The sequence below is a fragment of the Dehalococcoidia bacterium genome, assembly GCA_035528575.1.
Classification (GTDB): domain Bacteria; phylum Chloroflexota; class Dehalococcoidia; order E44-bin15; family E44-bin15; genus DATKYK01.
The window spans coordinates 1-25,724 of sequence record DATKYK010000012.1 but is presented as its reverse complement, the minus strand read 5'-3'; the positions used below and the strand labels follow the sequence as shown (position 1 = coordinate 25,724).

18 protein-coding genes and 1 pseudogene are annotated in these 25,724 nt (G+C 53.8%); 12 read left to right on the top strand and 7 right to left on the bottom strand.

Annotation, left to right across the window (positions count from 1 at the left end; genetic code table 11):
- The 3 genes from VMX96_01910 to VMX96_01900 form a co-directional block, all read left to right on the top strand.
- The coding region (locus VMX96_01910) for a DUF2298 domain-containing protein (GenBank protein HUU62664.1) at positions 1 to 1,017 on the top strand (1,017 nt) is incomplete at its 5' end.
- Positions 1,017 to 2,789 carry a flippase activity-associated protein Agl23 gene (locus VMX96_01905; protein ID HUU62663.1) on the top strand — a complete coding sequence of 591 codons (1,773 nt, stop codon included), beginning with the start codon at positions 1,017 to 1,019 and terminating at the stop codon, positions 2,787 to 2,789. The genes VMX96_01910 and VMX96_01905, both read left to right, overlap by 1 nt.
- A 58-nt stretch (positions 2,790 to 2,847) precedes the next feature.
- Entirely contained in the window at positions 2,848 to 3,870 is a 1,023-nt protein-coding gene (locus tag VMX96_01900) for a lysylphosphatidylglycerol synthase transmembrane domain-containing protein (protein HUU62662.1), read from the top strand.
- Positions 3,871 to 4,050: 180 nt separating this feature from the next.
- On the opposite strand, the gene VMX96_01895 is transcribed toward VMX96_01900, so the two are convergent.
- Positions 4,051 to 4,782: a class I SAM-dependent methyltransferase gene (locus VMX96_01895; GenBank protein HUU62661.1), complete on the bottom strand. Its 732-nt coding sequence runs from the start codon at positions 4,780 to 4,782 to the stop codon at positions 4,051 to 4,053.
- Positions 4,773 to 5,480, bottom strand: coding sequence for a dolichyl-phosphate beta-glucosyltransferase (locus tag VMX96_01890; protein ID HUU62660.1), 708 nt, complete (start codon positions 5,478 to 5,480; stop codon positions 4,773 to 4,775). The genes VMX96_01895 and VMX96_01890 overlap by 10 nt, the downstream gene beginning before the upstream one ends.
- 288 nt (positions 5,481 to 5,768) lie before the next feature.
- Here VMX96_01890 and VMX96_01885 point away from each other — a divergent pair, with 288 nt between their 5' ends.
- The 9 genes and pseudogenes from VMX96_01885 to mutL all read left to right on the top strand — a co-directional run bounded on the left by VMX96_01885 (position 5,769) and on the right by mutL (position 19,295).
- Positions 5,769 to 6,791 carry a lysylphosphatidylglycerol synthase transmembrane domain-containing protein gene (locus tag VMX96_01885; protein ID HUU62659.1) on the top strand — a complete coding sequence of 341 codons (1,023 nt, stop codon included), beginning with the start codon at positions 5,769 to 5,771 and terminating at the stop codon, positions 6,789 to 6,791.
- Between the two features lie 8 nt (positions 6,792 to 6,799).
- Positions 6,800 to 8,095, top strand: coding sequence for an NAD(P)/FAD-dependent oxidoreductase (locus tag VMX96_01880; protein HUU62658.1), 1,296 nt, complete (start codon positions 6,800 to 6,802; stop codon positions 8,093 to 8,095).
- A gap of 225 nt (positions 8,096 to 8,320) precedes the next feature.
- A complete protein-coding gene (locus VMX96_01875) occupies positions 8,321 to 9,160 on the top strand; it encodes a sulfide/dihydroorotate dehydrogenase-like FAD/NAD-binding protein (GenBank protein HUU62657.1) in 840 nt (279 codons plus the stop codon).
- Positions 9,153 to 10,553 carry an NADPH-dependent glutamate synthase gene (gltA, locus tag VMX96_01870; protein ID HUU62656.1) on the top strand — a complete coding sequence of 467 codons (1,401 nt, stop codon included), beginning with the start codon at positions 9,153 to 9,155 and terminating at the stop codon, positions 10,551 to 10,553. The genes VMX96_01875 and gltA overlap by 8 nt, the downstream gene beginning before the upstream one ends.
- A gap of 4 nt (positions 10,554 to 10,557) precedes the next feature.
- Positions 10,558 to 12,474 (top strand): annotated as a pseudogene (locus VMX96_01865) (NAD(P)-binding protein).
- Positions 12,475 to 12,651: 177 nt separating this feature from the next.
- Positions 12,652 to 14,673 carry a formate dehydrogenase subunit alpha gene (gene fdhF, locus VMX96_01860; GenBank protein HUU62655.1) on the top strand — a complete coding sequence of 674 codons (2,022 nt, stop codon included), beginning with the start codon at positions 12,652 to 12,654 and terminating at the stop codon, positions 14,671 to 14,673.
- A 134-nt stretch (positions 14,674 to 14,807) separates the two neighbouring features.
- Positions 14,808 to 17,366, top strand: a complete 2,559-nt coding sequence (gene mutS / locus VMX96_01855) for a DNA mismatch repair protein MutS (GenBank protein ID HUU62654.1) — start codon at positions 14,808 to 14,810, stop codon at positions 17,364 to 17,366.
- A 30-nt stretch (positions 17,367 to 17,396) separates the two neighbouring features.
- A complete protein-coding gene (locus VMX96_01850; GenBank protein ID HUU62653.1) occupies positions 17,397 to 17,591 on the top strand; it encodes a hypothetical protein in 195 nt (64 codons plus the stop codon).
- Between the two features lie 3 nt (positions 17,592 to 17,594).
- Positions 17,595 to 19,295, top strand: coding sequence for a DNA mismatch repair endonuclease MutL (gene mutL / locus VMX96_01845; protein HUU62652.1), 1,701 nt, complete (start codon positions 17,595 to 17,597; stop codon positions 19,293 to 19,295).
- Here the strand turns inward: mutL and VMX96_01840 are convergent.
- From VMX96_01840 to acsB, 5 genes are all read right to left on the bottom strand, one after another.
- The gene (locus VMX96_01840) at positions 19,290 to 20,213 is read right to left on the bottom strand and encodes a dihydropteroate synthase (GenBank protein HUU62651.1); all 924 of its coding nucleotides are present in this window, start codon (positions 20,211 to 20,213) and stop codon (positions 19,290 to 19,292) included. The genes mutL and VMX96_01840 overlap by 6 nt on opposite strands.
- Before the next feature lie 14 nt (positions 20,214 to 20,227).
- The gene (locus tag VMX96_01835; GenBank protein HUU62650.1) at positions 20,228 to 20,980 is read right to left on the bottom strand and encodes an AAA family ATPase; all 753 of its coding nucleotides are present in this window, start codon (positions 20,978 to 20,980) and stop codon (positions 20,228 to 20,230) included.
- Positions 20,981 to 20,983: 3 nt separating this feature from the next.
- On the bottom strand, positions 20,984 to 22,336 hold the full coding sequence (acsC, locus tag VMX96_01830; protein ID HUU62649.1) for an acetyl-CoA decarbonylase/synthase complex subunit gamma: 1,353 nt from the start codon (positions 22,334 to 22,336) through the stop codon (positions 20,984 to 20,986).
- A gap of 15 nt (positions 22,337 to 22,351) precedes the next feature.
- The gene (locus VMX96_01825; GenBank protein ID HUU62648.1) at positions 22,352 to 23,302 is read right to left on the bottom strand and encodes an acetyl-CoA decarbonylase/synthase complex subunit delta; all 951 of its coding nucleotides are present in this window, start codon (positions 23,300 to 23,302) and stop codon (positions 22,352 to 22,354) included.
- Positions 23,303 to 23,377: 75 nt separating this feature from the next.
- On the bottom strand, positions 23,378 to 25,615 hold the full coding sequence (gene acsB, locus VMX96_01820; GenBank protein HUU62647.1) for an acetyl-CoA decarbonylase/synthase complex subunit alpha/beta: 2,238 nt from the start codon (positions 25,613 to 25,615) through the stop codon (positions 23,378 to 23,380).
- Positions 25,616 to 25,724: the final 109 nt, after the last annotated feature.

The following is a 25,724-nucleotide window of genomic DNA, read 5'->3' as shown; positions in this document are numbered from 1 at the left end:
ACAACAAGGACGACCCTGGCCCAATTCCTTGAGTTTAGCGCCCTGTTCCTATTTGCCGTCTGCTCTCTTCTGGTTATATTGGTATTGTCCAAGCGAGAGATATTCAGAGGAAGGATGGTGATTTCAGCGGCCATTCTTGTTCTCGTGGCCACTATCATAGCTGCTGTGCTCCTCGATTTCTGGCTTCTCATAATAGTGATACCGGTAGGCCTCTTTTCACTGTACTACATATACCGATCGAAGGCCAAGTCAGCGAGGGAATTTGTGCTGGTTCTCCTTATCATGAGTGCGGCGCTGGCGTTTTTCTGTGAGTTCCTTTACATCAGTGATGCCCTGGGTGGTGGAGAGTGGGCAAGGTTCAACACGGTTCTGAAGGTCTACCTGCAGCTATGGGTCTTCTTCGGTATAGGAGCGGCTTATGCCGTTTTCTATGTAATGAATAGTTTGCGGGGAAAAACAAGGGTTATCTGGGTTGCTGTATTAGCCGTTCTTATCCTGGCATCGCTTGTCCATCCCATAGCCTCTACCACAAGTATGCTGAGCGGCAGGCATGACTTATGGGGTATAAACAGGGGCACCTTGGATGGGATGGCCTATATTGAGATGGTAGATAAGGGCGACTATGAGGCTATCCAGTGGATTAACGAGAATATCGATGGCTCCCCGGTGATGTTGGAGGCGCCGGGAGATCCCGGCATTTTTTCATCGCGTGTCTCGACATTTACCGGATTGCCCACTGTAGTAGGGTTTAGGCTTCTAGAGTCAATGTGGAGGCATGCTAGCGGATTTAACGTAGGGGCAAGGTGGGAGGAGGCCGACATGATCTATAATACGCTGGATAATGACCTAGCGCTGGAGCTTTTAAGAAAATATAATGTGGAGTATGTATATATAGGAAACTTGGAAAAAGAACTCTATGAAATGGAGGGCTTGCAGAAATTCGCTGGTCACCTGGAGAATTACGACCCGATATACGAAGGAGAAGGTGTTAGCATCTACAGGGTATTGGAGGAATAGTGGAACGGGCGAAAAATGTCTTTTTGTCGGTAGCTAGCCGTTTGCGTGCCCGTATGAACAGGGAGATCACCCTATACGGCTTCTTAATCGTTATCGCCATGGTGATACGGTTCTGGGATGTGGGCGCTCGTGCTATCCACTATGACGAGGGCATTCATCTTGGCTGCAGCCAGAATATTCTCAATCCTTTGTCGTGGTGCCTTGAACCCTGGACACATGGCCCTTTCCAATTTTATGGCACCTCATTTAATTTCTTTCTCTTTGGGGATAGCGACTTTGCAGCACGCCTGCTCCCCGCTATATTCGGTACCGCCATTGTGGCGCTTCCCTATTTTCTGCGACGCCAGATCGGCCGCCGGGGGAGCCTTGCGGTAGCGACCCTCCTTGCCTTCTCCCCGCTGTTCCTCTACTACAGCCGCTATGCCCGCAACGACATCTATATCGCCTTTTTTATGCTTCTCCTGGTCGTATGCCTGTGGCGCTATATCGAGGAGAGAAAGGCAAGGTACCTCTATATCGGCGCGGCTGCTTTGAGCTTCAGCTTCTGCACCAAGGAGGTGAGCTATATAACCTTATGCATGTTAGCTCTCTTCCTCATTATAGTTGCGGCTAAAGAGCTGGTTGCCAGGGTCAGACATAGGTTCTATTTAAAAGGCCTATCCGCTCCCGCCGAATATCTGATCCTGATAGGCACCCTGTCGCTGCCGCTATTTGGCGCATTTATTCAGCTAATACCCGGGGTGGACCTGGGGTCAGGCCTTTCCAATGTGTGGGCCAAGGTTCTCGTGGTCTTTCTGTTCGCCATCTCGGCAGCCATAGGGCTTCGCTGGAACCCTCGCCGCTGGCTAATCTCTGCCATCATTTTCTATGGCATCTTCATCGTTCTCTACACCGCCTTCTTCACCAATATATCCGGATTCGCCACTGGCGTCTGGGGCAACGTCGATTACTGGATCGAACAGCAAGGGGTAGCCAGAGGGGGACAGCCCTGGTTCTACTATATAATGTTTTTACCCATATACGAGTTTTTACCCCTGCTCTTTGCCTCTATTGGAGCCATATACTACACGATAAAGGGCAATACCTTCTCACGCTTTCTGGTCTACTGGGCGGTGATGAGTCTAGTACTCTATTCTTTTGCTGGGGAGAAGATGCCCTGGCTCTCTATCCATATCGCTCTACCCGTTATCCTACTCGGGGGGATGTTCATCGGTCGGCTTCTACAGGGATTCAAGTGGCGATGGATAACGCCCAGGATGGTTCAGGCAAGCACAGTCCTTGCCCTGCTTATCTTATTCTCCTTCACAGTGCATGTCACCCTTGAGGAAAACTACCGAAAAGATGACGATCCACCTCAGATGCTGCTCTATGCTGCTGTATCCTACGATGTACCTCGTGTCGTCGCCCGGATCAACGAACTAGCTGCGGATATGGGAGACGATTTTACTGTTACAGTCGATTGGGATGTTTACTATACCAGCTGGGATTGGTATCTACGGGATTATATTCGGGACGGAAAGGTTGATCACTCCATTAGCCAGCCCAGTGGCTCGGTGCTCATAGTCAGCACGGGAAATAGACCAACTGGTGACGAAGGTTACCTGGAAAATTATGGTGAGGGGGAGGAAATACGTGGGCTCATATGGTTCCCCGAGGAATATAAATCGGGTTTTAGTATAGGGTGGTGGTGGGGTTACTTCTGGGATCGGGAGACTGAAAATGGCTATGGAGGCCCGAACGTCATCGTTTACTTTCCTAAGAGTTCCCCATAATTGCGCCGTTATCTTTATCTGCTCTATAATGGCAAAATAGCCACTTGGGGAGCGTGTATTGCTCAAGAACCGCCGTTTCTGGATTGGTCTGGTAATTACCCTTGTTTTCCTGTTCCTCTTTATCTTTGAAGTACGCGATGACATCGGCGAGATGGGGCGGGCACTTGGCGAGGCGAATTATCTCTTTCTACTACCCGGAATATTAATATATTATTTAGGTATTTATTTTCGCGCAGTGCGCTGGCGCTTCCTCTTGAAACCGCTGGGGAGTTTCTCCTCCATACGACTCTTTCCGCTTATCGTGGTCGGCATGCTGGTAAACAACGTCCTGCCTGCACGTCTGGGTATAGTTGCTCGAGCCTATATACTCGGGGAGAAAGAGAACATAAGCAAGATGGCCGTTGGAGGCACCATGGTGGTGGAGCAGATATCAGATGGGGTGATACTTATCCTCTTTGCGGCAATAATTTCCTTTTTTATTCCTTTAGAGGGCTTACTCCAGCAGGTCATTTATATTACGTCCGGTCTCTTTATAGGGGCGCTAGTGTTGTGCCTTGTCTTAGTTTTCTCACCAAGGCTCGCTCGAGCGGCAATCAATGTGGTACTGCGCTTCCTACCCAAGCGGTTGCGGGAGAGGACAGAGCGGTGGTTGCTCCTTCTTATCGAAGGATTGGGGATAATGCGTAGCCCGGGTCAACTCCTCATTGTATTTATGTTGGCCGCGCTGGTCTGGCTTAGTGAGGCGGGATTGTTTTACATGTTGGATTTTGCCTTCGATTTGGGGTTACCCTTCTATGTCTATCTACTGGCTATGTCAGTTGCCAACCTGGCTTGGGTGCTGCTTATGACTCAAGGCGGCTTGGGGCCGTTCGATTTCGCCTTGCAGCAAACCCTGATAGCCTTTGGTATCACTGTTGGTGTTGCTAGCTCTTACACACTCGTGTTGCATGCTCTCATACTAATGCTTACGATTCCGCTCGGGTTCGTATTCCTATGGATGGAGAATCTCTCACTGTCTAAGGTTATCGGAGAGCGGCAGAAATTGACAAAGAAGCAAGGCGCTATGGAAGGCGATCTATGAATATGGAAATTTCCCATAGAGGGTCGTTAGGCTCCCTATAGGCTATGAACTTGATAAAAGCGGGGGGATATTAAATGACCATCTGTGAAAAACGTACTCTGTGAGTAGGCACCCCATATTTTATCTTCATACCTATTGGTGGATTGAAGAACACGATACCCTTATATTCATTTACCGTAGTCATTTCATCGTCTTTCCTATACACATAAGACTTATGCCTATAGGCAGATTCACATGGGGGATAAGGTATGATTCAGTCCTCAAAATGAACGTGAGAAGCCTATTTATAGTAGCTGGCAATTCCTCAACATCCGTTTCTACCTTTTGATTTATGCTCCTTCTTTTCATCAATCGCATTGCCACTATAGGAAGGAATAAGAAGAAGTTCCAATAACTAAGCTTTTCAATAAGAAATCCATTGGCTTCCATAATATCTCTCAAGTGACCTTTGCTGTATCTCCTTTTATGATGCAATGCCTCATCGTGTCTACTCCAAAGAAAACTCCAGGCTGGAACAGTTAACACAAGAGGACTATTAGGTTTTAGAACCCTATGGAATCCTTTTAAAGCCTTGTCATCGTCTATATGTTCTAGAAGATCAAGTGCGGTTATCAAATCAAACGCATCATCTTCGAAAGGCAGCCTTTCGGCATCTCCTAGGATGAGATTCTTATCGCCACGTATTTTACAGAAATCGAGGGCTTCCTTGGATGAGTCTAAGCCAATAACTGCCCCATAGTCCTCCAAATACTTCAAATTCATCCCTGTGCCACATCCGACATCTAAAATCGCTCCAGAATCCAACTTCAATATAAATTTATCTATAATTCCTTTGATAAGTTCCCGCTTTCCAATCCACCACCAGTATTTCTCCTCAAAGTGATACATCTTCTCGTATTCTGCTATTTCCATCTTCTCACCTTCAATAGCAACAGCCCCAAGAACATCTTAGGAGCATTGGATAGATGAAAAGTCGAGCCTTCTGAATGCTTCCATGTAATAGGAAACTCTATAACCTTATAGCCTCTATTTTTTAGTTTCCAAAGTAGTTCAACGTCAAACTCAAATCCTGTTGTAATCAACGAATCCAAAACGTTCTTTATCGCCACTCTCGTAAAAACCTTGGCGCCGCATTGTGTATCTCTATAATCTAGATTGAACATCATTCTGACAAGTATATTAAAGACTATGCTTCCAGCCCTTCTTTTCCAAGGTTGCTTAATCAGTATTCTTGATTCCTTTAATCTTCGCGATGCAATCAAACCATCAACATTTGATTTTGATAGAGCATCGAACATCCTCATTACGTCATCTGGTTCCACAGATTCGTCAGCATCGACAAATCCGATTCTATCCCCCTCTGCTGCTTTAAAACCCTCAATTATTGCACCTCCCTTCCCCAGTTTTTTCTCAAAACACAGGGTCTTAATCTGCGAGTATTTCAAACACAATCTATTGACAATGGCTGGTGTGGTATCTGTACATCCATTACACACAACTACTATCTGTTGATTTGCAAAGTGATCACAATAAGTTGATAAAACAGTCTCAATTCTGGCTTCCTCATTGTAAGCGGGAAAAACAACTGATAAGTATGTGTCACTTGCCATCTGCTTGTTCTCCTTATAAAATACATTCTTAACTTGAGGCTATATTATACATCACCAGAGAGGACATTCGCACCCTGTTGTTATTTATTGTATTCTGTAAAGGCATGATGACGAACGAGTTCCTGTATAAAATTAGTCCGTCTGGGGAAATAGCTAGCGCTGTATTCTTTATCGAGAGACCTTGGATCCATACTGGACCTCAAACGGTATGGTCTGTTTCTGCAAGGACGCCCCGTGATTGTTCCATATCCGCCACTCCGCTATAATAGCAGCTTAGAGAGCGAATAATTGCTTAGAAGTCGCCGTCTTTGGATTGGGGTGATAATCAGCATCGCCTTTCTGGCCCTTTTTTTCTATCGTGTGGATTTCATGGCGATGGGCCGGGCGTTGGCTGAAGCTAACTACGTATATCTGCTTCCCGCACTGGCGGTTTACTTCACCGGAGTCTATTTCCGAGCGATTCGATGGCAGTATCTGCTGCGTCCACTAGGCAGTTTCTCCTCACTCTATCTATTCCGCCTGATAGTTATAGGGTTTACGTTAAACAATATAGTCCCGGGGAGGCTGGGCATATTCCTGCGGGCATACATACTTGGCGAGAAGAAAAAAATCAGCAAGGTGGCTGTCGGGGCTACGGTCGGGGTGGAGCGCATCTTCGATGGGCTGGCCTTGGTTCTATTCCTGGTGGTTATATCCTTCTTCGTGTCCCTGCCGGAGGGGGCGGAGCTTACCGGGTGGGTGGAGGTGATCAGGTGGGTATCGATGGGCATCTTCCTGTTCTGCCTTCTGGGATTGGTGTTTATTACATTCAGACCGGATACTACCCGCAAGATGGGGATGGTGTTGATTCGCCGCCTGCCTTCCAAAGCCAATCTTAAATGGGATGAATGGCTCGACGCTGCGATCATCGGGCTAAAGGTGCCCCGGCAACCGGGGAGGCTCTTCGCCGTCTCCGCTACCTCGCTCCTGGTCTGGTTATGCGAGGGAAGCATGTTTTACCTACTTTCCCTTGGCTTCGACCTGGAGCAACCCTTCCATGTCATGCTGCTGGTGATGTGCATCGCCACCCTGAGCTGGTTCATTTTAGTTGCACCTGGCGGAGTGGGCACCTTCGATTGGTTTGGCAGGGAAACACTCGTGGTTTTTGGGGTTTCCATGGCAGCTGCCTCTGCGGCTATCCTGCTGATACATGCGGCACTGCTTCTGCCCGTAATCGCGCTGGGATTTTTATTCCTGTGGATGGAGAATATCTCAATGGCGCAGGTGATTGGCGGGGGAAAAGGACTGGCGGAGAAGTGCGAACCCGGGTAAGGTGCAGAATGAAAATCGGTATTATCGGTGGCGGAATCACCGGGCTCAGCGCAGCCTACGAACTCGGCAAGAGGGGACACAAGGTAGCCCTTTTCGAGAAAGAGGCGGAGCTTGGCGGTCAGGCGGGCACCTTTGTGGTGGGAGGGGAGCGCCTGGAGCGATTCTATCACCATATCTTCACCAGCGATGTTGACATAATACAAATAATCGCCGAGCTTGGGCTCGGTGAGCGACTGCTGTGGCTGGACTCCAAGGTGGGATTCTTCCACCGGGGGAGGATATACGATTTCGTTACCCCGATGGAGCTTCTCAAGTTCAAGCCGTTAGGTGTAGCCGACCGGGTGCGACTGGGGCTGGTTTCACTCTACCTAAGGCGCTATGGGAATTGGCACGCGATGGAGAGGGTAACCGCCAAGGAATGGCTCACCAGATACGGGGGGAGGCGCAGCTACGAGGTGGTGTGGGGGCCCCTTTTAAAGAATAAGTTCGGGGAGAGCGCTCACGAAATCGGCATGGTCTGGCTCTGGGGGAAGATACACCTGCGACTTGCCTCGCGACGTGGGGAGAAGGAGAGCCTTGGCTACCTGAACGGAAGTTTTGGGTTGCTCATCGAGAGCCTCAGGGAGCGGATCATCGATGCTGGCGGTGAGATTTACACATCATCGCCGGTCGATAGGGTAGTTGTGGAGGGCGAGAGAGCAACCGGTATTCAATCAGCGGGTCGGGAGCACCCCTGCGATGCTGTTATCGCCACCGTGCCATCGCCAGTATTCCTCGAAATGGTGCCCCACCTGCCTGCGGATTATGCGGGGAAGCTGGCAGGGGTGCGCTATCAGGGGGCAGTGGCCCTTGTTCTGACCATGAATAGGCCCCTCTCCCATATCTACTGGCTGAATATCAGCGATGCCTCGATACCCTTTGTCGCCCTTATCGAGCACACTAACCTCGTGGACCCATCCATATACGGGGGAAAGCGGATCATATATATAGCAAATTACCTGTCGAAAGATAGCCCACTCTATTCGCTTAGCCCCGATGAACTTCTGCAGGAGTACCTGCCACACCTGCGAAAAATCAATCCTGAATTCGAACCTGGCTGGGTGGAAGGGTGCTACCTCTTCCGTGATGATGCGGGGCAACCGATCATCACCACCAATTACTCATCCCGCATCCCGGAGCACGCCACCCCCATATCATGCCTCTACCTGGCGAACACCACCCAGATATACCCCGAGGATAGGGGGATGAACTACAGCGTGAGGTTGGGTCGAAGGGTAGCCGGTCTGGTGACTGCCGAGGGTTGAATTCCCCGGCGAATTGTTGTATTATAGATTGTTAGAAAAATCACAATCTCTCCTTCAGTTATGCATGGTAAACCGCAGACTTTCTCAAGATGCCGAAGGTATCCAAGTTTACCCTGCGCTACGACGATAAGGGAGATCTACCATCCACTTGTTGTAGATCCAGCGCGTTTTGCGCCGTTATAATAGCAGATAAGGATTGGAATCTAAAGATATAAGGGGGAAATGGTGTATGAGATTATAAGTAGAGAAACCCTGGTGCCCAACAACCACCTTTTCAAGGTCGAGGCGCCTGCGGTCGCTCGAAAGGCGCAGGCAGGACAGTTCGTTGTCATCATGATAGATGAGAAGGGGGAGCGCATCCCCCTTACCATTGCCGGCTGGGATCGAGAGGAGGGTAGCATAACCATCGTTTTCATGGAGGTGGGGGTTACCACGCGCAAGCTGGCCCAGCTCAAGGCTGGCGACTACATCGCCAACTTTATCGGCCCCCTGGGTGTGCCGTCCCATATCGAGAGGTTCGGCACCGTGGTCTGCGTCGGCGGGGGGGTTGGCGTTGCCCCTATCTTCCCCATTGCCCGCGCTCTCAAAGAGGCAGGGAATAGGGTGATCTCCATTATCGGGGCCCGCAATAGGGACCTCCTTTTCTGGGAGGACCGGGTGCGAGAGGTAAGCGATAGCCTTACGGTAACCACCGATGATGGCTCCTACGCCCGCAAGGGACTAGTCACCGAGCCGCTTAAGGAGCTTATGGAAGGGTCCGAGAAGGTCGACCGGGTGGTTGCCATCGGCCCCGCAGTGATGATGAAGTTTTGCTCGCTGACCACCAAACCCTTCGCTGTTCCCACCGTTGTCAGCCTCAACCCGATCATGGTCGACGGAACCGGTATGTGCGGCTGCTGTAGGGTGGAGGTTGGCGGTGAGACGAAGTTCACCTGCGTTGACGGTCCCGAATTCGATGGACATCAGGTCGACTGGGACCTCGTCTTTGCCCGCCAGCGTATCTATCTCGATGAGGAAAAGCATGCCATGGAATGTTCTTGCGGGGAGGAGGTGAGCCATGGCTAAACTCGATCTGAACCGTGTGCCGATGCCCAAGCAGGAGCCCCTGGTGCGGGCTAAGAACTTCAATGAGGTCGCCCAGGGATACAGTGAGGAGCAAGCCAAGTACGAAGCAAGCCGGTGCATCCAGTGTCCCAAGAAACCCTGTGTTGAGGGCTGCCCTGTGGATGTGGTTATACCCGAATTTATCAATGCGATACGGGAAGGCGATATGCCCGAGGCGGTCAGGATCTTAAAGGGCAAGAACAGCCTACCCGGCATCTGCGGCCGGGTCTGCCCCCAGGAGACACAGTGCGAATCGCTCTGCTCCCTGGGAAAGAAGGGGGCGCCGATAGCTGTCGGACGCCTGGAGCGCTATGTAGCCGACTGGGAGCTGTCCCAGGGGAAGATGAAAAAGCCTCAGATCATCAAGGCAACGGGTAAAAGAGCGGCAGTGATAGGCTCGGGGCCGGCGGGGCTTACCGCCGCCGCCGACCTGGCCAAGATGGGTCACCAAGTAACACTCTTTGAGGCGCTCCATGTCGCCGGTGGCGTGCTCATGTATGGCATCCCCGAGTTCCGCCTGCCCAAGCACATCGTTCAGACCGAGGTTCAATACGTAAAATCTCTGGGAGTGGAGGTCAGGCTGGACTCCGTGGTGGGCAAGACCATGACCATCGATGAAATTATGGAGGATGGCTATGATGCTATCTTCATGGGCACCGGCGCGGGGTTGCCCATGTTCCTGAACATCCCCGGCGAGAACCTCAATGGCATCTATTCGGCCAACGAGTTCCTTACCAGAACCAACCTTATGAAGGCCTACCTATTCCCTGAATACGATACACCGATCAAGCGGGGGGGGCGGGTTATGGTGATCGGCGGTGGCAATGTGGCTATGGACTCCGCCAGGTGCGCCTTGAGGCTCGGTGCCGATGAGGTCTATATTGTCTATCGGCGTTCCGAGGCGGAGATACCGGCAAGGCGGGAGGAGGTGGAGAACGCCCAGGAAGAGGGGATTATTTTTAAATTCCTTACCAATCCAAAGCGGTTTATCGGCAATGACCAGGGCTGGGTTGTGGGTGCTGAGTGCTATGAGATGGAGCTGGGGGAGCCGGACGATAGTGGCCGGCGGCGACCGATCACTAAAGAGGGCAGCGAGTTCATGCTTGACGTTAAAACCGTTGTCGTCGCACTGGGCACTACCCCCAACCCGCTGGTCCCCACCACCACCAAGGGGCTGGATGTCACCAAGCGGGGCACGGTGGTCGCCGATGAGGAAACCGGTAAGACTTCGAAGCCCGGTGTATGGGCCGGCGGCGACATAGTTACTGGTGCCGCCACCGTAATAAGCGCCATGGGGGCGGGAAAGCGGGCCGCGGCCTCTATGGATGAATACCTGAGGCATAAAAGAGGCTAAGGTGATGGTTATTGCTGAGGTGACCAAGGTCAGTATAACCATCGACGGCAAAGATATACTAGCTCATGTAGACCAGACCATCCTCGAGGTTTGCCGCAACAATAATATTCCTATTCCCACTCTTTGCCACGATGATTACTTACGACCTCTTGGGGGTTGCTGGATATGTGTGGTTGATGTCAAGGGTTACGGGCTTATGCCCAGTTGTAGCACCCGCGTGTGGGCGGGGATGGTGGTGGAAAGCGACAACGAGAAAGTTCGCACCGCTCGTAAAGCTAGACTAGAAGAATTTTTGGCCAACCATTATGGCGATTGTGTCGCACCCTGTCGAATTGCCTGTCCTGCTGGGGTGGACGTTCAAGGCTATGTCGCCCTTATCGCTCGGGGGCAGTATCGTGACGCAGTGGCCCTCATTAAGGAAGCGATCCCCATGCCCGCAGTCATCGGACGCGTCTGCCCTCACCCCTGCGAATCGGCATGCCGTCGCAATCTGGTGGATGAACCATTAGCCATCTGCAGCCTTAAGCGGTTTGCCGCAGATTATGGATTCCTCCTTGGTGAGGAAGCTTTTATCCCAGCGTCGGAGCCCAAGAGCGGATTCAGTGTTGCTATCATCGGGGCTGGGCCAGCAGGCCTCTCCGCTGCGTACTATCTGGCGCAGATGGGACACACGATAGAGGTCTTTGAAGCTCTACCGCAGCCCGGTGGCATGTTGCGTTATGGGATACCAGATTACCGCCTGCCCCGGGATGTACTTGACCGAGAGATCGCTGCCATAGAGGCCCTGGGGGTGAAGATTAAAACCCTCTCTGTACTAGGTAGAGATTTCACTTTACAAAAACTCTTCGACGATGGTTTTAATGCAATCTTCCTAGCCATAGGGGCTCATAATAGCCAGAAGATACGAGTTGATGGAGAGGACCTGGAGGGCGTTCTTCCGGGAACCGACTTTCTGCGTTCTGTAGCGCTGGGCGAACCCCTGAAAGTAGGCAGTCAAGTGGCGGTAATCGGCGGAGGGAATACGGCTATCGATGCGGCGCGAACCGCGCTGCGCCTGGGAGCAGATGACGTGACGATCGTTTACCGCCGCTCCAGGGCGGAGATGCCAGCCAGCGATTGGGAGGTGGAGGAGGCAGAGGAAGAGGGTGTCAGGCTTCACTTCTTGGCGGCACCGGTTAGGATAATTGGAGAAGATGGCAGAGTAAGCGGGCTTGTCTGCAATAGAATGGCATTAGGTGAGCCGGATGAAAGCGGACGCCGTAGGCCAGAGCCAATACCCGGCTCCGAGTTTACTCTGGCAATCGAAACCGTTATTGCCGCTATTGGGCAGACCCCTGATATATCTTTCCTGGAAGCGGAGAGAGTTGCCTCTGAGGGGGGAACTCTCAGAACTGGTAAAGGAGATGTAATCGTAGCCTCTCCTGAAACTCTTCAAACTGAAGTGAGGGGGGTCTTTGCTGGGGGCGATGCGGTTACGGGACCAGCACGGGCAGTGGACGCGATGGCAGCGGGGAAGAAGGCCGCCATCGCAATCGATCGCTATCTAAGTGGCGAAGAGCTGGAGAGTGTGGGCCAACCTTTCAACTTGAGCAAAGGCGAACTCGACGAGATAAGTAAAGATGAGTTCAATGATATTGAGCGTCAGCCGAGGCGAGAGATGCCAAAACTCAGACCTCTGGAGAGACGTGATAATTTCCAGGAAATAGAACTCGGCTACACCGAGGATATGGCTAGAAAAGAAGCGGAAAGGTGCATGTCCTGTGGCTGCAAGGCGGCCGATTACTGTACTCTACGTCAGCTCGCAGCAGAGTATAAAGTACCATATCCCACTATCAGACGGGACAACTACACGTATCCTGTAGATAGGTCTCATCCTTTCATAGAGATCGATGCCAACAAGTGCATCGCCTGCATCCGCTGCGTCCGAACGTGCCTCGATGTACAGAATGTTGGGGCACTGAGCTTCTGCTATAGAGTAGCTGTCCCCCCCTATGCCAAATCGCTACTGAATACGAATTGCGAATCCTGTGGTCAATGCGTCGCTAGCTGCCCGGTAGGAGCGCTTGTCGCCAGAGATAGATTGCCGCCACTCACAGAGGTGAGCACGATATGTCCTTATTGCGGTGTGGGTTGCGGCGTTCTGCTCGGTGTAATTGGCAATTCCATCGTCAGTGTACGCGCGGAGGAGCAAAATCCGGTCAACAAAGGCAGGCTCTGTGTCAAGGGCCGCTTCGGCATCCCCGAGTTTGTCAATCACGAGGAGCGGCTTACTACCCCGCTCATCAGGAAAAACGGCAAGCTTATCGGAGCTACCTGGGAGGAAGCGCTTGACCTTGTCGCCAGCAAGCTATCAGAGTATAGGGCCAGCGAAAAGTTTGCCGCCATCTCATCCGCTAAATGTACCAATGAGGATAACTATATTATACAGAAATTTACCCGCGCGGTGATGGGCACAAATAATGTAGATCACTGCGCCCGCCTCTGACATGCCCCCACTGTGGCCGGTCTGGTCCAAAGTTTCGGAAGCGGGGCGATGACCAATACAATCGCCGAGGTCGGCGAGGCCAGTTGTATTCTCGCCATAGGCACCAATACCACTGATGATCATCCCATAATCGGTTCCGATGTCAAGAAAGCGGCTAGGAATGGCGCGAAACTCATCGTAGCCAACCCCCGCGAGATAGATCTCTGCCATTTCGCCACCCTCTGGCTTAGGCACCGCCCGGGGAGCGATGTCGCCCTGTTGATGGGTATAATGAAGGTCATTGTCGATGAAGGACTAGCTGACACCGCATTTATTCAAGAAAGGTGTGAGAATTTCGATGAGTTTAAAGAGTCGCTTAAAGACTTCGGCCTGGATAGGGTTTCGAATATAACCGGCGTCCCTGCGAACAGGATCGCTGAGGCGGCCAGGATCTTCGCCCAGAACAGCCCGGCAACGATCCTCTATGGTATGGGGATAACCCAGCACTCCCACGGAACCGACAATGTGATAGCTACCGCCAATCTGGCGATGCTCACCGGAAACGTGGGAAAGCCATCGACCGGGGTGAATCCCCTCCGCGGTCAGAACAATGTGCAGGGGGCCTGCGATATGGGTGCCCTGCCCAATGTATACTCCGGCTACCAGAGCGTGGCTGACCCCGTGATCAAAGAGAAGTTCGAGAGGGAATGGGGTGCCAAATTAAGCGATTCGCCGGGTCTGCCCCTCACCGAGATGATGGATGCTGCCCACGAGGGATATATAGAGGCGGTATACCTGGTAGGGGAGAACCCGGTGCTGAGCGACCCCGATGCCAGACACGTCGAGGAGGCGCTTAAGAAGCTGAAGCTTTTCATTGTGCAGGACATCTTCCTTTCGGAGACGGCGCAGCTTGCCGATATCGTCCTTCCTGCAGTAACCTTTGCTGAGAAGGATGGCACCTTCACCAATACGGAGCGCCGGGTGCAGCGGGTGCGCCAAGCTATCAAACCCATGGGCGATTCACGGCCCGATTGGTGGATCACCTGCCAGATCGCAAAGCGGCTTGGAGGCAGAGGCTTCGATTTCGAGAATCCTTCTCAGATCATGGCGGAGATAGCCGAGCTTACTCCTGCCTATGGCGGTATTTCGCATGAGCGTCTAGAAAAGGGCGGCCTGCAGTGGCCATGTCCTTTGGATGACCATCCGGGAACACCGATCCTGCACACTGAGTTCTTCACTAGGGGCAAGGGGAGGTTCTTGCCTCTTGAATATAAGCCGCCGATGGAGCAGCCCGATGATGACTATCCTCTTATCCTCACCACGGAGCGTAGCCTGTACCAGTTTCACACTGGCACCATGACGCGGAAGGTGAAGGGGCTCAATGTTCTTAAAGGAGAGGAACTGGTTCAGATAAATCCACAGGACGCCCAGAATCTGGGGATCACCGATGGCGATTGGGTACGGGTTATCTCGCGGCGGGGGGAAGTGAAGACAAAATCAAGAGTTACTGAAGCTTCACCGGTGGGCGTGGTGACGATGAGCTTCCATTTCACCGAAACGAGGACGAATCTTATCACCAATCCCGCGCTCGATCCCGTCTCCAAGATCCCAGAGCTAAAGGTCTGTGCGGTGAGGGTGGAGAAGGCAAAGAAATAGCTATGAGTTAAGGCTGCGAAAGGCTCACCATTTATGAATGAGATGGGAAAAACCCTGCCTTGCTAAGGCGGGGTTTTTGTTGTTTGCCGGGACGTTTTCTAGTAGAATAGCGCCAAGGGGGAAAGGGTGTAGAGATGACTCCCTTAAGGCAGCAATACCTGAGGATCAAACGGAAGTATCCAGAAGCCATAGTCTTCTTCCGTCTCGGCGACTTCTACGAGACCTTCGATGAGGATGCCAGGATCGTCTCCAGGGAGCTTGAGATCGTGCTCACCAAGAGGGAGATGGGCAAGGGGCAGCGTTTCCCGATGGCGGGGGTCCCGTATCATGCACTGGATAACTATCTGGCGAGGCTTATTAACAGGGGCTATAAGGTGGCCATTTGCGAGCAGCTCAGCGAGCCAAAGGCACAGGGGCTGGTAGAGCGGGATGTGGTTCGTGTAATAACGCCGGGCACCGTGGTCGAACCGGGGCTACTTGAGGGGAAGGTGAACAACTATCTCGCCGCTGCTGTTCCTGATGGGGAGCAGGTGGGCATCTCGTATGTCGATATTACGACCAGCGAGTTCCAAACCACCCAGCCTTCACGTGAGCGTGCCCTGGCGGAGCTGGAGCGCCTGCGGCCCTCGGAGGTTCTGGTCCCGCGTGGCTGCGATATTACCGATTTTTCAGGAAATAATACTCCGTTAACCCTCCTCGACGAGCAGTGGTTCGAACTGGAAACTGCCAGCCAGCTTCTTCGCGAGCACTTTGGAACCTCATCCTTAGAGGGATACGGCTGTGCTCACCTGCCTTTGGCAGTACGGTCGGCGGGTGCCATTATCCATTACCTTGGTGAGACCCAGAGGGGAGCACTGGGGCAAATCACCAGGCTTGCCACCTACACTACAGATTCCTTCATGGTCCTTGACCCCCAGACGCGGCGCAACCTGGAATTATTTCAATCCTTCCGCCAGGGAACTGCCGGTTCCCTACTCTCCGTAATCGACCTGACAAAAACAGCTATGGGAGGTAGGTTGCTACGCAGGTGGCTGGGGCAGCCTTTGCTTGACATAACAGTTTTAAACCAGCGACTTGATTCTGTAGCATGGTTCTATGATAGTGCGGGGCGGCGTGCCAAGACGGTCAATTTGCTCAGCCAAATCGCTGACATGGAAAGGCTGGTAAACCGCATCAGGAGTGGCATCGCCACCCCCCGGGAGGTTATTGGCCTGCGCCGCAGCCTTGAGGCTGCCTTCCAGCTCGGTGAAGTGATGGCGAAAGAAGGCACTCTCCCCAAAGGATGCCTTTTGAAGGGTTTGAAACCCTGCCAGGATATCGCTATCCTGATCTCGAGGGCCATTTCTGAGGAGCCTCCTGCTAACCTGGGTGAGGGTGTGATCAAGGACAGCTTCTCGCCGGAGCTGGATCAGATCAGGTCTTCTTCAGCGGAGGCGAAGCGGTACCTGTCAAACCTGGAACGACAGGAGCGTGAGCGGACGGGGATCAAGTCCCTCAAGGTGGGGTACAACAAGGTCTTCGGCTACTATATCGAGGTCTCGAAGACCAATCTACCTCAGGTGCCTGCCGATTACATTCGCAAGCAGACGCTGGTAAACGCTGAGCGCTTCTTCACCCCCCCTCTTAAGGAATATGAATCGCTTATCCTTAATGCCCAGGAGAGGCTCGCTGAGCTTGAGGGGAATATCTTTCGCCAGATCTTAGGCCAGATAGGCGCTGCCGCCGAGAGCATCCTGGAGGTAGCCACCACCCTGGCTCAGATAGACGTTTTTTCCTCCCTGGCCGAGGTGGCGGCACGTTATGGCTATCAGAGACCAGAGATGACCGATGAGGATACGATCGTTATCTTAGGCGGTCGCCACCCCGTTGTGGAGCAGGTGATCAGCGATGAGCCCTTTGTCCCCAATGATACCCATCTCTCCAACCGGGATGTCCAGATGGTTATCCTAACCGGCCCCAATATGTCGGGAAAGTCTACCTATTTAAGGCAGGTGGCGCTTATCGTGCTCTTGGCGCAGGTGGGCAGCTTTGTTCCTGCCGATTCAGCCACTATTGGAGTCGTCGATCGCATCTTTACCCGTGTCGGGGCCCAGGATGAACTGGCGATGGGTCGTTCCACCTTTATGGTGGAGATGGAGGAGACCGCGAACATCTTGAACCATGCTACCCAACGCTCGCTGGTGATCCTGGATGAGATCGGGAGGGGAACCAGCACGTACGATGGCATATCAATCGCCCAGGCCGTTGCCGAGTACATTCACCATCACCCCATGCTCGGGGCAAAAACCATATTTGCCACCCATTACCACGAGCTGGTGGGGCTGGCAAATTTCCTCCCCAGGGTGAAAAATTACAATGTTGCTGTGGCTGAGGAGGACGGCAAGGTCATATTTTTACGCCGGATCCTGCCTGGAGGCACTGACAAGAGCTATGGCATCCATGTGGCACAGCTTGCCGGCCTTCCTCGATCGGTGATTCACCGCGCTGAGGAGGTGCTATCCAGCCTGGAAAGCGACCGGCAGCGAAACGGGCCACGTCGAGAACGAAAAGGACCCCATCTGCAGCAGATCTCCCTCTTTGCGAATTCATCGCCGATTTTGGATGAGCTAGCGCAACTGCAGGTGGATTCCATGACGCCGCTTGAGGCGCTCACCAAGCTTTATGAGCTAAAGCAGAAGGCGAGGGACGAATAATAACGTAAAAGAAGCACGGGAGGTAACCTGATGGCAAAACCAGAAAGAAAGTATGACATACCAACCAAATGTGTCCGGTGCGGGAGTGAACAACTCAGGCGATTAGAGCTTTCCATGTATGGCAAGCTGGGCTTTATGGGGCCAGATTATCGGTTCGATGTCTATATTTGCAGGGACTGTGGCTACTCGGAGCTCTTCTTCCAGAGTGCAAAGTGGATTAAGTGATAAATGCCCATCAAGGTCTTAGCGCCTGAGGTGGCATCCCAGATTGCAGCAGGTGAGGTGGTGGAGAGGCCTGCTTCGGTGGTAAAGGAGCTTATCGAGAACTCCCTCGATGCTGCAGCTACCCAGGTCTCCATCGAGACACGCGGCGGGGGATTGAGCCTCATAAGGGTTATTGATAATGGCGCAGGCATACCTGCTGACGAGGTTGCCCTCGCTTTCGAGCGCTACGCCACCAGCAAGGTAAAAAGCGCGGCAGACCTAGATGCTATTTCTAGCCTGGGCTTCAGGGGGGAGGCGCTTCCCAGCATAGCCGCTGTAGCCCAGGTTGAGGTACTAACACGCACCCCCGGGGAGCTCGCAGGATACTATCTTAATCTGAAAAAGGGTGTGGCGGATGAAACGGGGAAACGAGCCTCTCCCCAGGGAACCTCGGTCACCGTGCGCCACCTCTTCCAAAATGTCCCCGCACGCCTCAAATTCCTCAAGTCGCTGGCAACGGAGAGCAGCCGTATCTCAAATCTGGTGAGCCAGTATAGCCTTGCCTTTCCGGAGGTTAGATTTAGCCTGTTCATAGATGGGCGGATGGTGCTTCAGACCGTGGGTAGTGGCGTACTGAGCGATGTGCTGGTCAAGGTTTATGGAGTGGAGACGGCCGAGGCAATGCTCCCGGTGGGCGAAAGGGATTCTCAGGTCTGGGGATTTGTTAGCCCCTATTCCCTTGCCCGCTCCAGCCGGGGCCACCTTAGCTTCTTTGTAAATCACCGCTGGGTGCGTAGCGGGCTCCTCAGTCGTGCCACCGAGGATGCATATCAGGGGCTGCTAATGGTGGGAAAGCACCCCATCGCCGTGATCAATATCTCCCTCCCCCTTCAGGATATCGATGTCAATGTCCATCCCTCCAAGGCTGAGGTGAAGTTCCGCGATGAGCAGTATCTGTTCACTTCTGTCCAGCGGGCTGTGCGCGCCGCCCTGATGCAGGGGATGACCGTGCCCCATGTGCAGAGGCAGGTCAGCTTGATTGGCGAGCCCGCTATCATGAAGGGATATCTGGCCAGGCAGGAAGAGATATTTGAGGGTTCCCCCTCAACCCAGCTATTCTCCACCCCGGCAAAGCCACCTGCTGGGTCACCCCTGCCCATCCTTCGCGTCCTGGGTCAGCTCGCCGCGACGTATATTATTGCCGAGGGGCCCGACGGGCTGTATCTCATCGATCAGCACGCTGCCCACGAGCGCATCCTCTTCGAGCAGGTGCGCGCTCAGCAGGCAGGTAAGGTAGTGGAGGTTCAGGGGATGCTTGAGCCACTTTCCATCGAGGTTACTCCTCGCCAGGAGGAGCTACTGAAGACCGGCGCGGAGGTGCTTGACTCCTATGGCTTTGCCATTGAGCCCTTCGGGCCGCGAACCTATTTGCTGCGCACCGTACCCGCCTTACTCAGAGAAGGGAATATCGCTCAGGCTGTGATCGAGATACTGGATTCCCTCGGTGAGGAAGGGGAGAGTGGGAAAAGAGAGGAAAGAATCGCCCTTTCGCTTGCCTGCCACAGCGCAGTGAGGGCGGGTCAGGTATTAAGCTCGGAGGAGATGCACAAGCTGGTTCGTGAGCTGGAGCAAGCGAACTCGCTATATACGTGCCCCCATGGCAGACCAACAATAATCCGCCTTAGCTACCGACAACTGGAGCGGGAGTTCGGCCGCTCTTTATAGATTCAAGTAGTTATGAGCGTAGATTACCTTGTTCTGCAGCACCCTGACGGTCTTGGCGACTGCAGCCTGGTCGGGGTCAGTCATGTCGATGATCGAGGGGTCGAATTCATCGCCCGTAGCACAGGCATCGTAGAGGGCGAGATAGACCTTGCCCAGTGCGGTGGAATCATCGCGGTTCTCCAGTAGAGTGATCATCTCCATTAGCTTCTTGTCGAAGGGATCCAGGATCGCCGAATCCATCCCTGCCCCCATGAGCATCACCAGGTAGACGCGGTTGAGCACCAGTCTGACATCCTCGGGGGCACCATTGGATACATTAGAGAGACCGCAGGTCATGTGAAGCGGGGGCTCCATCAACTGTTTGGTGACAAGGGTGGCGTTAACTACCTCGGGGGCATGCTCCTGGGTGCCGCTAACCGTCATCGCCAGGGGGTCAACATAGATATTCTGCATATTCAGGCCGGCCTGCTCAGCGGCGGGGAGCAGGTCCTCCATCAGTATCCCTACCCGGGCATCGGCGCTAACCGGCAGGCCGGTGGCGCGCAGGGTAAGCGTTATAATGTTGGCATCGAACTTGGCGGCCAGGGGGAATAAAACGCCCATGCGTGCCGGGTCAGCATTAGTGCTATTTATAATCGGCTTCTGCTTGCACAGCTTAAGCCCGGCTTCAATTGCCTCGGCATTGGTGGTATCCAGGGAAAGCGGGACATCTACCTCCTCCTGGACGGTATTAACCAGCCAGTCCATTACCTCGGGCCCCGCCTTCTTCTGGGGGCCGATGTTTAGGTCGAGCATTTTTGCGCCTGAGTCTACCTGTTTCTTTGCCAGGTCTTGAATGAAGGCTTTGTCCCGCCCCTCGACGGCGGCCCTCACATTCTTGTTGATTATCTGTATACGCTCCCCGATGCCAATGAACATGGTTACCCTCCTTTTTATGCTAAACCCAGCTTCCCCGCTAGCTCCAGAACCCCCAGTCGAAGCGGGGAATCAGCGGGCAGCCCGGTTAGCGGTGCTCCCCTCACCTCCAGTCCCATCATCCCCCTGTCCTCGGGCAGCAGCGCAATGAGTTCAAGCTCTGCCTCTTCTATCGCCTGACCGATCTCAGGTGGCAGTCCATCGCTAACCCGATTGACCACCAGGGCCATCCTACCCACATGGGTTCTCAGTTCAGCGGTGAGTTCCTTCATTCGCGTGGCAGCGGAGATCCCTCTGATGGTTGGACCCGAGATCAAGAGTAGGATGTCGACATCGCGCGTGGTCTGCCGGCTTATATGCTCCATGCCCGCCTCACAGTCGATAACTACATAGTCATAGTTACCCGCCAGGCGGTCGATGCACTCACGGAGCCAGTTATTGGCGGCACAGTAGCACCCGGGGCCCTCCGGTCGCCCCATAGCGAGCAGGTCTACCGATTGCGATTCAACCAGGGCCTCCTGAATCCTCAACTCCATATAGTTGGGTAGTGGTATGCCAATTCGCTCCATGACCTTGCGGTCGGCCATTTCCTCACGCACCCCGCCTACGGTTTCCTCTAGGGACAGGCCCAGTGCCATATGAAGGTTGGAACTGGGGTCGCCATCAATCGCTAGCACGGTGCCTTTTTGCGTGAGCAATTCGATGAGGAGGGCGGCGATGGTGGTCTTGCCGGTTCCACCCTTCCCACCGATGGCGATGGTTTTACTCATACCTCACACGGCCCAATTCTGCTTCAAGTATCTGCCGACATCCACGGCCTCGCGGGGTCCGACCATGACCTTCCAGTCGGGCAGTTCCTCCTCCAGTTCACCGCGTAGTACGGCGACACCCCCGGGGAGAATTAAACTGCTGTGGCTTACCCGTTCTGCCGCATGGAACTCCTTAACCGTGTTGGCGATCTTCTCCGCATCGAACTTTCCCGCGGACCAGGAGGTAAGCACTGAGAGCCCCTCGGTATCACACACCAGAAGCCAGGAGGGGAAGCCGCTCGATTCCAGCTCCCCGGCGATGGAGAAGTAGGTCAGGGAGAAGTTGGTGGTAACACCCAGCGGGCTTTCCGGATTTGGCGTTCCGATCTCATAAATACCCGGGGCCATCTGAATCGGTTTCTGTGGGTCGGTATATATATTGAGGCGCAGGGTGAGCAGGGGATAGGATGTGCCCGGTGTGAAGTTATCCAGCACAATGATCCCGGCGTACTTGGCGATATGCTGGCCGGCAAGAACTGCCTCCTCCTCCATACTGGCTGACGCCTCGCCGGGGAAGGTGATGACAGGAAAGCCCAGGGGTTGGAAGCTCTTCTTGATGGCCAGCCGACGAATCTGGGTCAGGGCGGTGAGGGACTGGCCAAACTCGCGGGCACCTGGATCAAGAACCACATCCTCCACACCGGCGTCAGTAACCCTCGACACCAATTCCGCCAGCTCACTCAGCCCGGCGGGTTCGTATACCGCCAGGGGGCACTGATGCTTCTTGGCCAGCTCCACCATCTGGTCACAGTTATCCTTGGTAGCGGCATATATGAGCGGCCTGGCGCTGGCCACCTTTTCCAGGGCCTGGTTCATAACCGAGGGGTCATTTGACATAAGAACTAAAGGGACGTCGGTTTTGGATTTTACCAGTTCCACGCATTTAACGAATTTATCACCATTGCTGGAGCCATTCTCGATAGCAATACCATCCAGCTTGAGCTTTATGCCGACGCGTTCCACAGTGTAGCTGGCTACATCGCTTACCACCTTGGATACCTGATCCTCGGGGTCGGTATCCTTGACCCGAACCACCAGTCCCGGCGGGTTATAAAAGGTCTTCTCGTGGCGGAACATGACCACCTCATTGCCCACCTTGATCCTCCGCTCGCCTGCGCCGATGGTGACCAGGCGAATCGGTGGGCGGGAGGCGGCCTCCAGGGACTGCTTGGCCTCATCGGAGACATAGGGGCATGCGGAAAGCTCCGCTCCCTTGGCCGACAGCTTCATAGCGAAGGCCATGCAGGTGGGAAAACCACACTCCTTGCAGTTGGTTTTGGGTAGTAGCTTATAGATCTCGATACCAGTAAGTGCCATTTGTGAGTCCTCCTCTCATGCGCTCATCAGCTTATCGATGGTTTCCTTTACCATTGTCACAGACTTAGGATGCCTGAGTATTAAAATATCAACACCGGCGTTAAGCATCATAACAGCAGTCATCTCTTCCCATACTGCCGATCGCTCCTCATTATCGCCCCAGGTTTGGGGTACTCCCTCGGTAACCTTTGACTCTTTCTGCCGCCAGGACTCTGCCCCTGCGGGGGAAAGCATAGGCATGGCTGCCATTTTATCTCCGGTGAGCGCTGCTAACCTCAAACGCTCCATGACCGAGTAGGAATATTCCAGTCCATAGCCCAAAGCCCCGGTGTCGGGGTCCATAATGATGGAGTCTGTAGAGAGACCCACATCGCAAAGTAGCACATTAAGCTGCTTGGCTAGGTTTATCTCCAGAGGGGTATGGCCAATGGCGATATGACCATCAGCTATACAGCTTGCCGCGATGGTACGATGGTTTTTCTCCTCGCAGTTCCCCAGTGCAATCCTCTGCCCTTTGGCAATCTCGGAGGCAGCTATCAGCACCTCATTGTCCTTTTCTGCCACCCCGGGTCCCAGGACGATCACCGGTATATCCACACTAGAGAGAACCTTATCCACGCTTTTCTTGGCTTCGTCGGCGCCGGTGTTGGCATCCTCCGGATGGGCGCTTCTGAGGCGCAGCGCAATGATATCGGCGCCGTACTCCACTGCCTTTTTGGCCCATGCCCCGGGGTCAGTGGTAACATCGCCCCATGCAGAGATCAGGTGGGGTGGCCAGTCATTTGGTTTGCTGTCGTGTATCTCTATAGCGATTACCGGTCTATTGGGCATAGAGCCATCAAAGTGGAGGAAGGGAAGTGTACTGGCGCCACCGACAGTAACACCCTTGCGGCCACTGCTGCCTCCCAATGTAACCTCGTGTACTTTTCCTGTCCACTTCTCAGTAGGAATTTCCACTGCTGACATAACGATTCCTCCTTTCTCACCCAGGAAACAAGGGCCGAGGAATTCGACCCTTGTTAGATCCTCCAGGTTACTCCATTAAAGTATGGACTCCATAGTAAGAGCAGGGTGCCCCTTCTCCTCCAGGAAGGGCAATAGCTCATCCACTGTGGTAGCGACGGTGCCATCGGCGATCTTATCCATGAGGTCGGGCACGCCCTCGCGCTCACAGGCCTCCTTTAGCTCCTCGGCGAATTCCTCCTTAACATTCTTGGAGAGCCAGACCACCCGCTTCAGGCCGCCCTCCACAGGGATAAACTTCTTGCTAAGGACGTAGCGCTTGCTATGGCCCATCATCCCCGGCGTCTGCAGGCCACCGCCAATAGTGCCCATCAGTGTGGTAAAGGTCATCCCGCAGGGGGTCATGCTGTAGTCATCCCGGGAGATGATCATCACCCCGTTAGCCTCGGGGATAACCACCATGTTGCACTCGCAGCAGCCACAGGTAGTCATCGGGGCTTCCATCAGGGAGTAGATAGTGAAGCGCTCCACATTCCGCTGCGAATGCTCATATACGAAGTTGTTGACCCCTTCCCATACCCCTTTAACCGGGTCGAGACACTTCCCCTTAGGAACGGGCTGGTTGGGGCCGGTGGGCTTGATCTCAAAGGCGGCGCGGCAGTCCAGCCAGGAGTAGGCGCCGCAGAGACCGGTGCGCTCGGGATTGATGATACAAACGTGATTGGGGGCGAAGGACTGGCACAGGGTGCAGCTATAATAGGTATCTACACTTTCGTCGGTCATCCCTGTTATTCGGACGTCCCTTTCTCGATAGACAGCGCGTGCCTGCTCGATTAGCTCCTCGACCTTGGCCTGCTCGGTGTAGATGGTAACCTGCATCTTGTCCACAATGGCACCGAAATCGTTGTGATAGTTGGTATGAAGGATGTCGCCCAGGTGCTTCAAGGTGAAGCCCTTTTCCACCGCACCCTTGCTGAAGCGAAGCCAGGTGATATCCCGCTGGCCGACATGCTGAATCCCCTCGGCGCCGTTCACGAAGTGGTGGATCTGCCGTTCCAGAACGGGCTCAAAGTCCTTCTGCATCTTGCGCCCCGACACCTCGACAATGATCGCCAGCGGGATTTTGGCCCCCTCTTCAAAGCTATCGACATCAGGCCCCACCACAGTGAACTTGCCGTTCTCTATCTCATCGGGGTCCTTCATGGTCAGCCACTCGAAGCAGATGCCGCCCTTGCCACCGAACTCGACTCTGAGGTTAGCACGGCGTACTACCTCGCCCTCGAAGGCGGGGCCGTAGGCAACTGGAATGGGGACCGAGGGAATCTTGATCTTGATGCCCCTTACCTCTATGCAGCGCTGTATTAGTCGCTCCGCTCGCTCGAGGTCATCCTTGCCCGGGATATCATCGAAGGGCATGCTGACGACATGCTCATATCTGGTGATCCCGGTGGGCAGGATGTTCGGTGCAACTGTATCCAGGATGGCGGGGAAGCCGTAGGTGATAGCCCCAGCCCCAGTGGCCCACTTGAGGTCATTCATGGGGCCAAGGCAGAGGGCGAAGGCGAAGCAGCGGAACTTGTTATACAGGAGTATCTCGCGGAAGTTGCCGGGGGTAACACCGCCGAAGCTGATGGCAGCACGGGCAGCGTAGCCCAGGGCGTAAACTGTAGACTCGGTATCGGTGCCGAAGGGGACGGTGAAGGTATTGTAACCTAACTCCACTCCTTCCTCCAATAATTGGTCAACAATGGAGCGGCCGTTGGAGGTGGAGGAGAGGAAAACGAGCTGACCCTTGGACTGAAGCTCGCGAACGATCTTTACCGCCACCTCATTGCTCTTGGCGGCGCCGATAACGGCGGCGAAACCGGGCATGCTGCCATCGACCATCTGAATCCCCCACGAGCGCGTCTGGACATCGCTTATGGGGCCGTTGAAGGTGAAGCCATTACGCACCTCTGGCTGTTTCCCCTCAACGAACTCTACCCCTTTGATAATCTCCTCGGCAAACAGGGTGACCACTCCGGCATCCGCGGTCTCACCAAGGTAGGGCAGCCACAGGTTACCGCCGGGCACCGGCGGCAACAGGCTCTTGCAATACTCTAACGTCGGAGCCATATCGCCCAGCTTTTCTATCTTATGCCCTGTATATGCATAAACCACGGGAAGAAAGAAGGTTGAGCCTACCCCTTCCCTATCGACAAAGGTAACAGGTGTGTCTGCCCCGTGTTTCTCCAGGGCGTTCTTGAGCATCTCCTCGGCTTTGGTAACCACTCCATGAGCACCCCTGATAGCTGAAGTTGCAATAAATCGAGACACTTTTCCCTCCTAAAAACTGCATCTAGTATTTTCGGAAATCGCCGGTCATCTTGGCGTCAATAGGGTCGGTCGCCGTCATTCTTCCTGCTGCGGGGAACGCCGGGCTTGA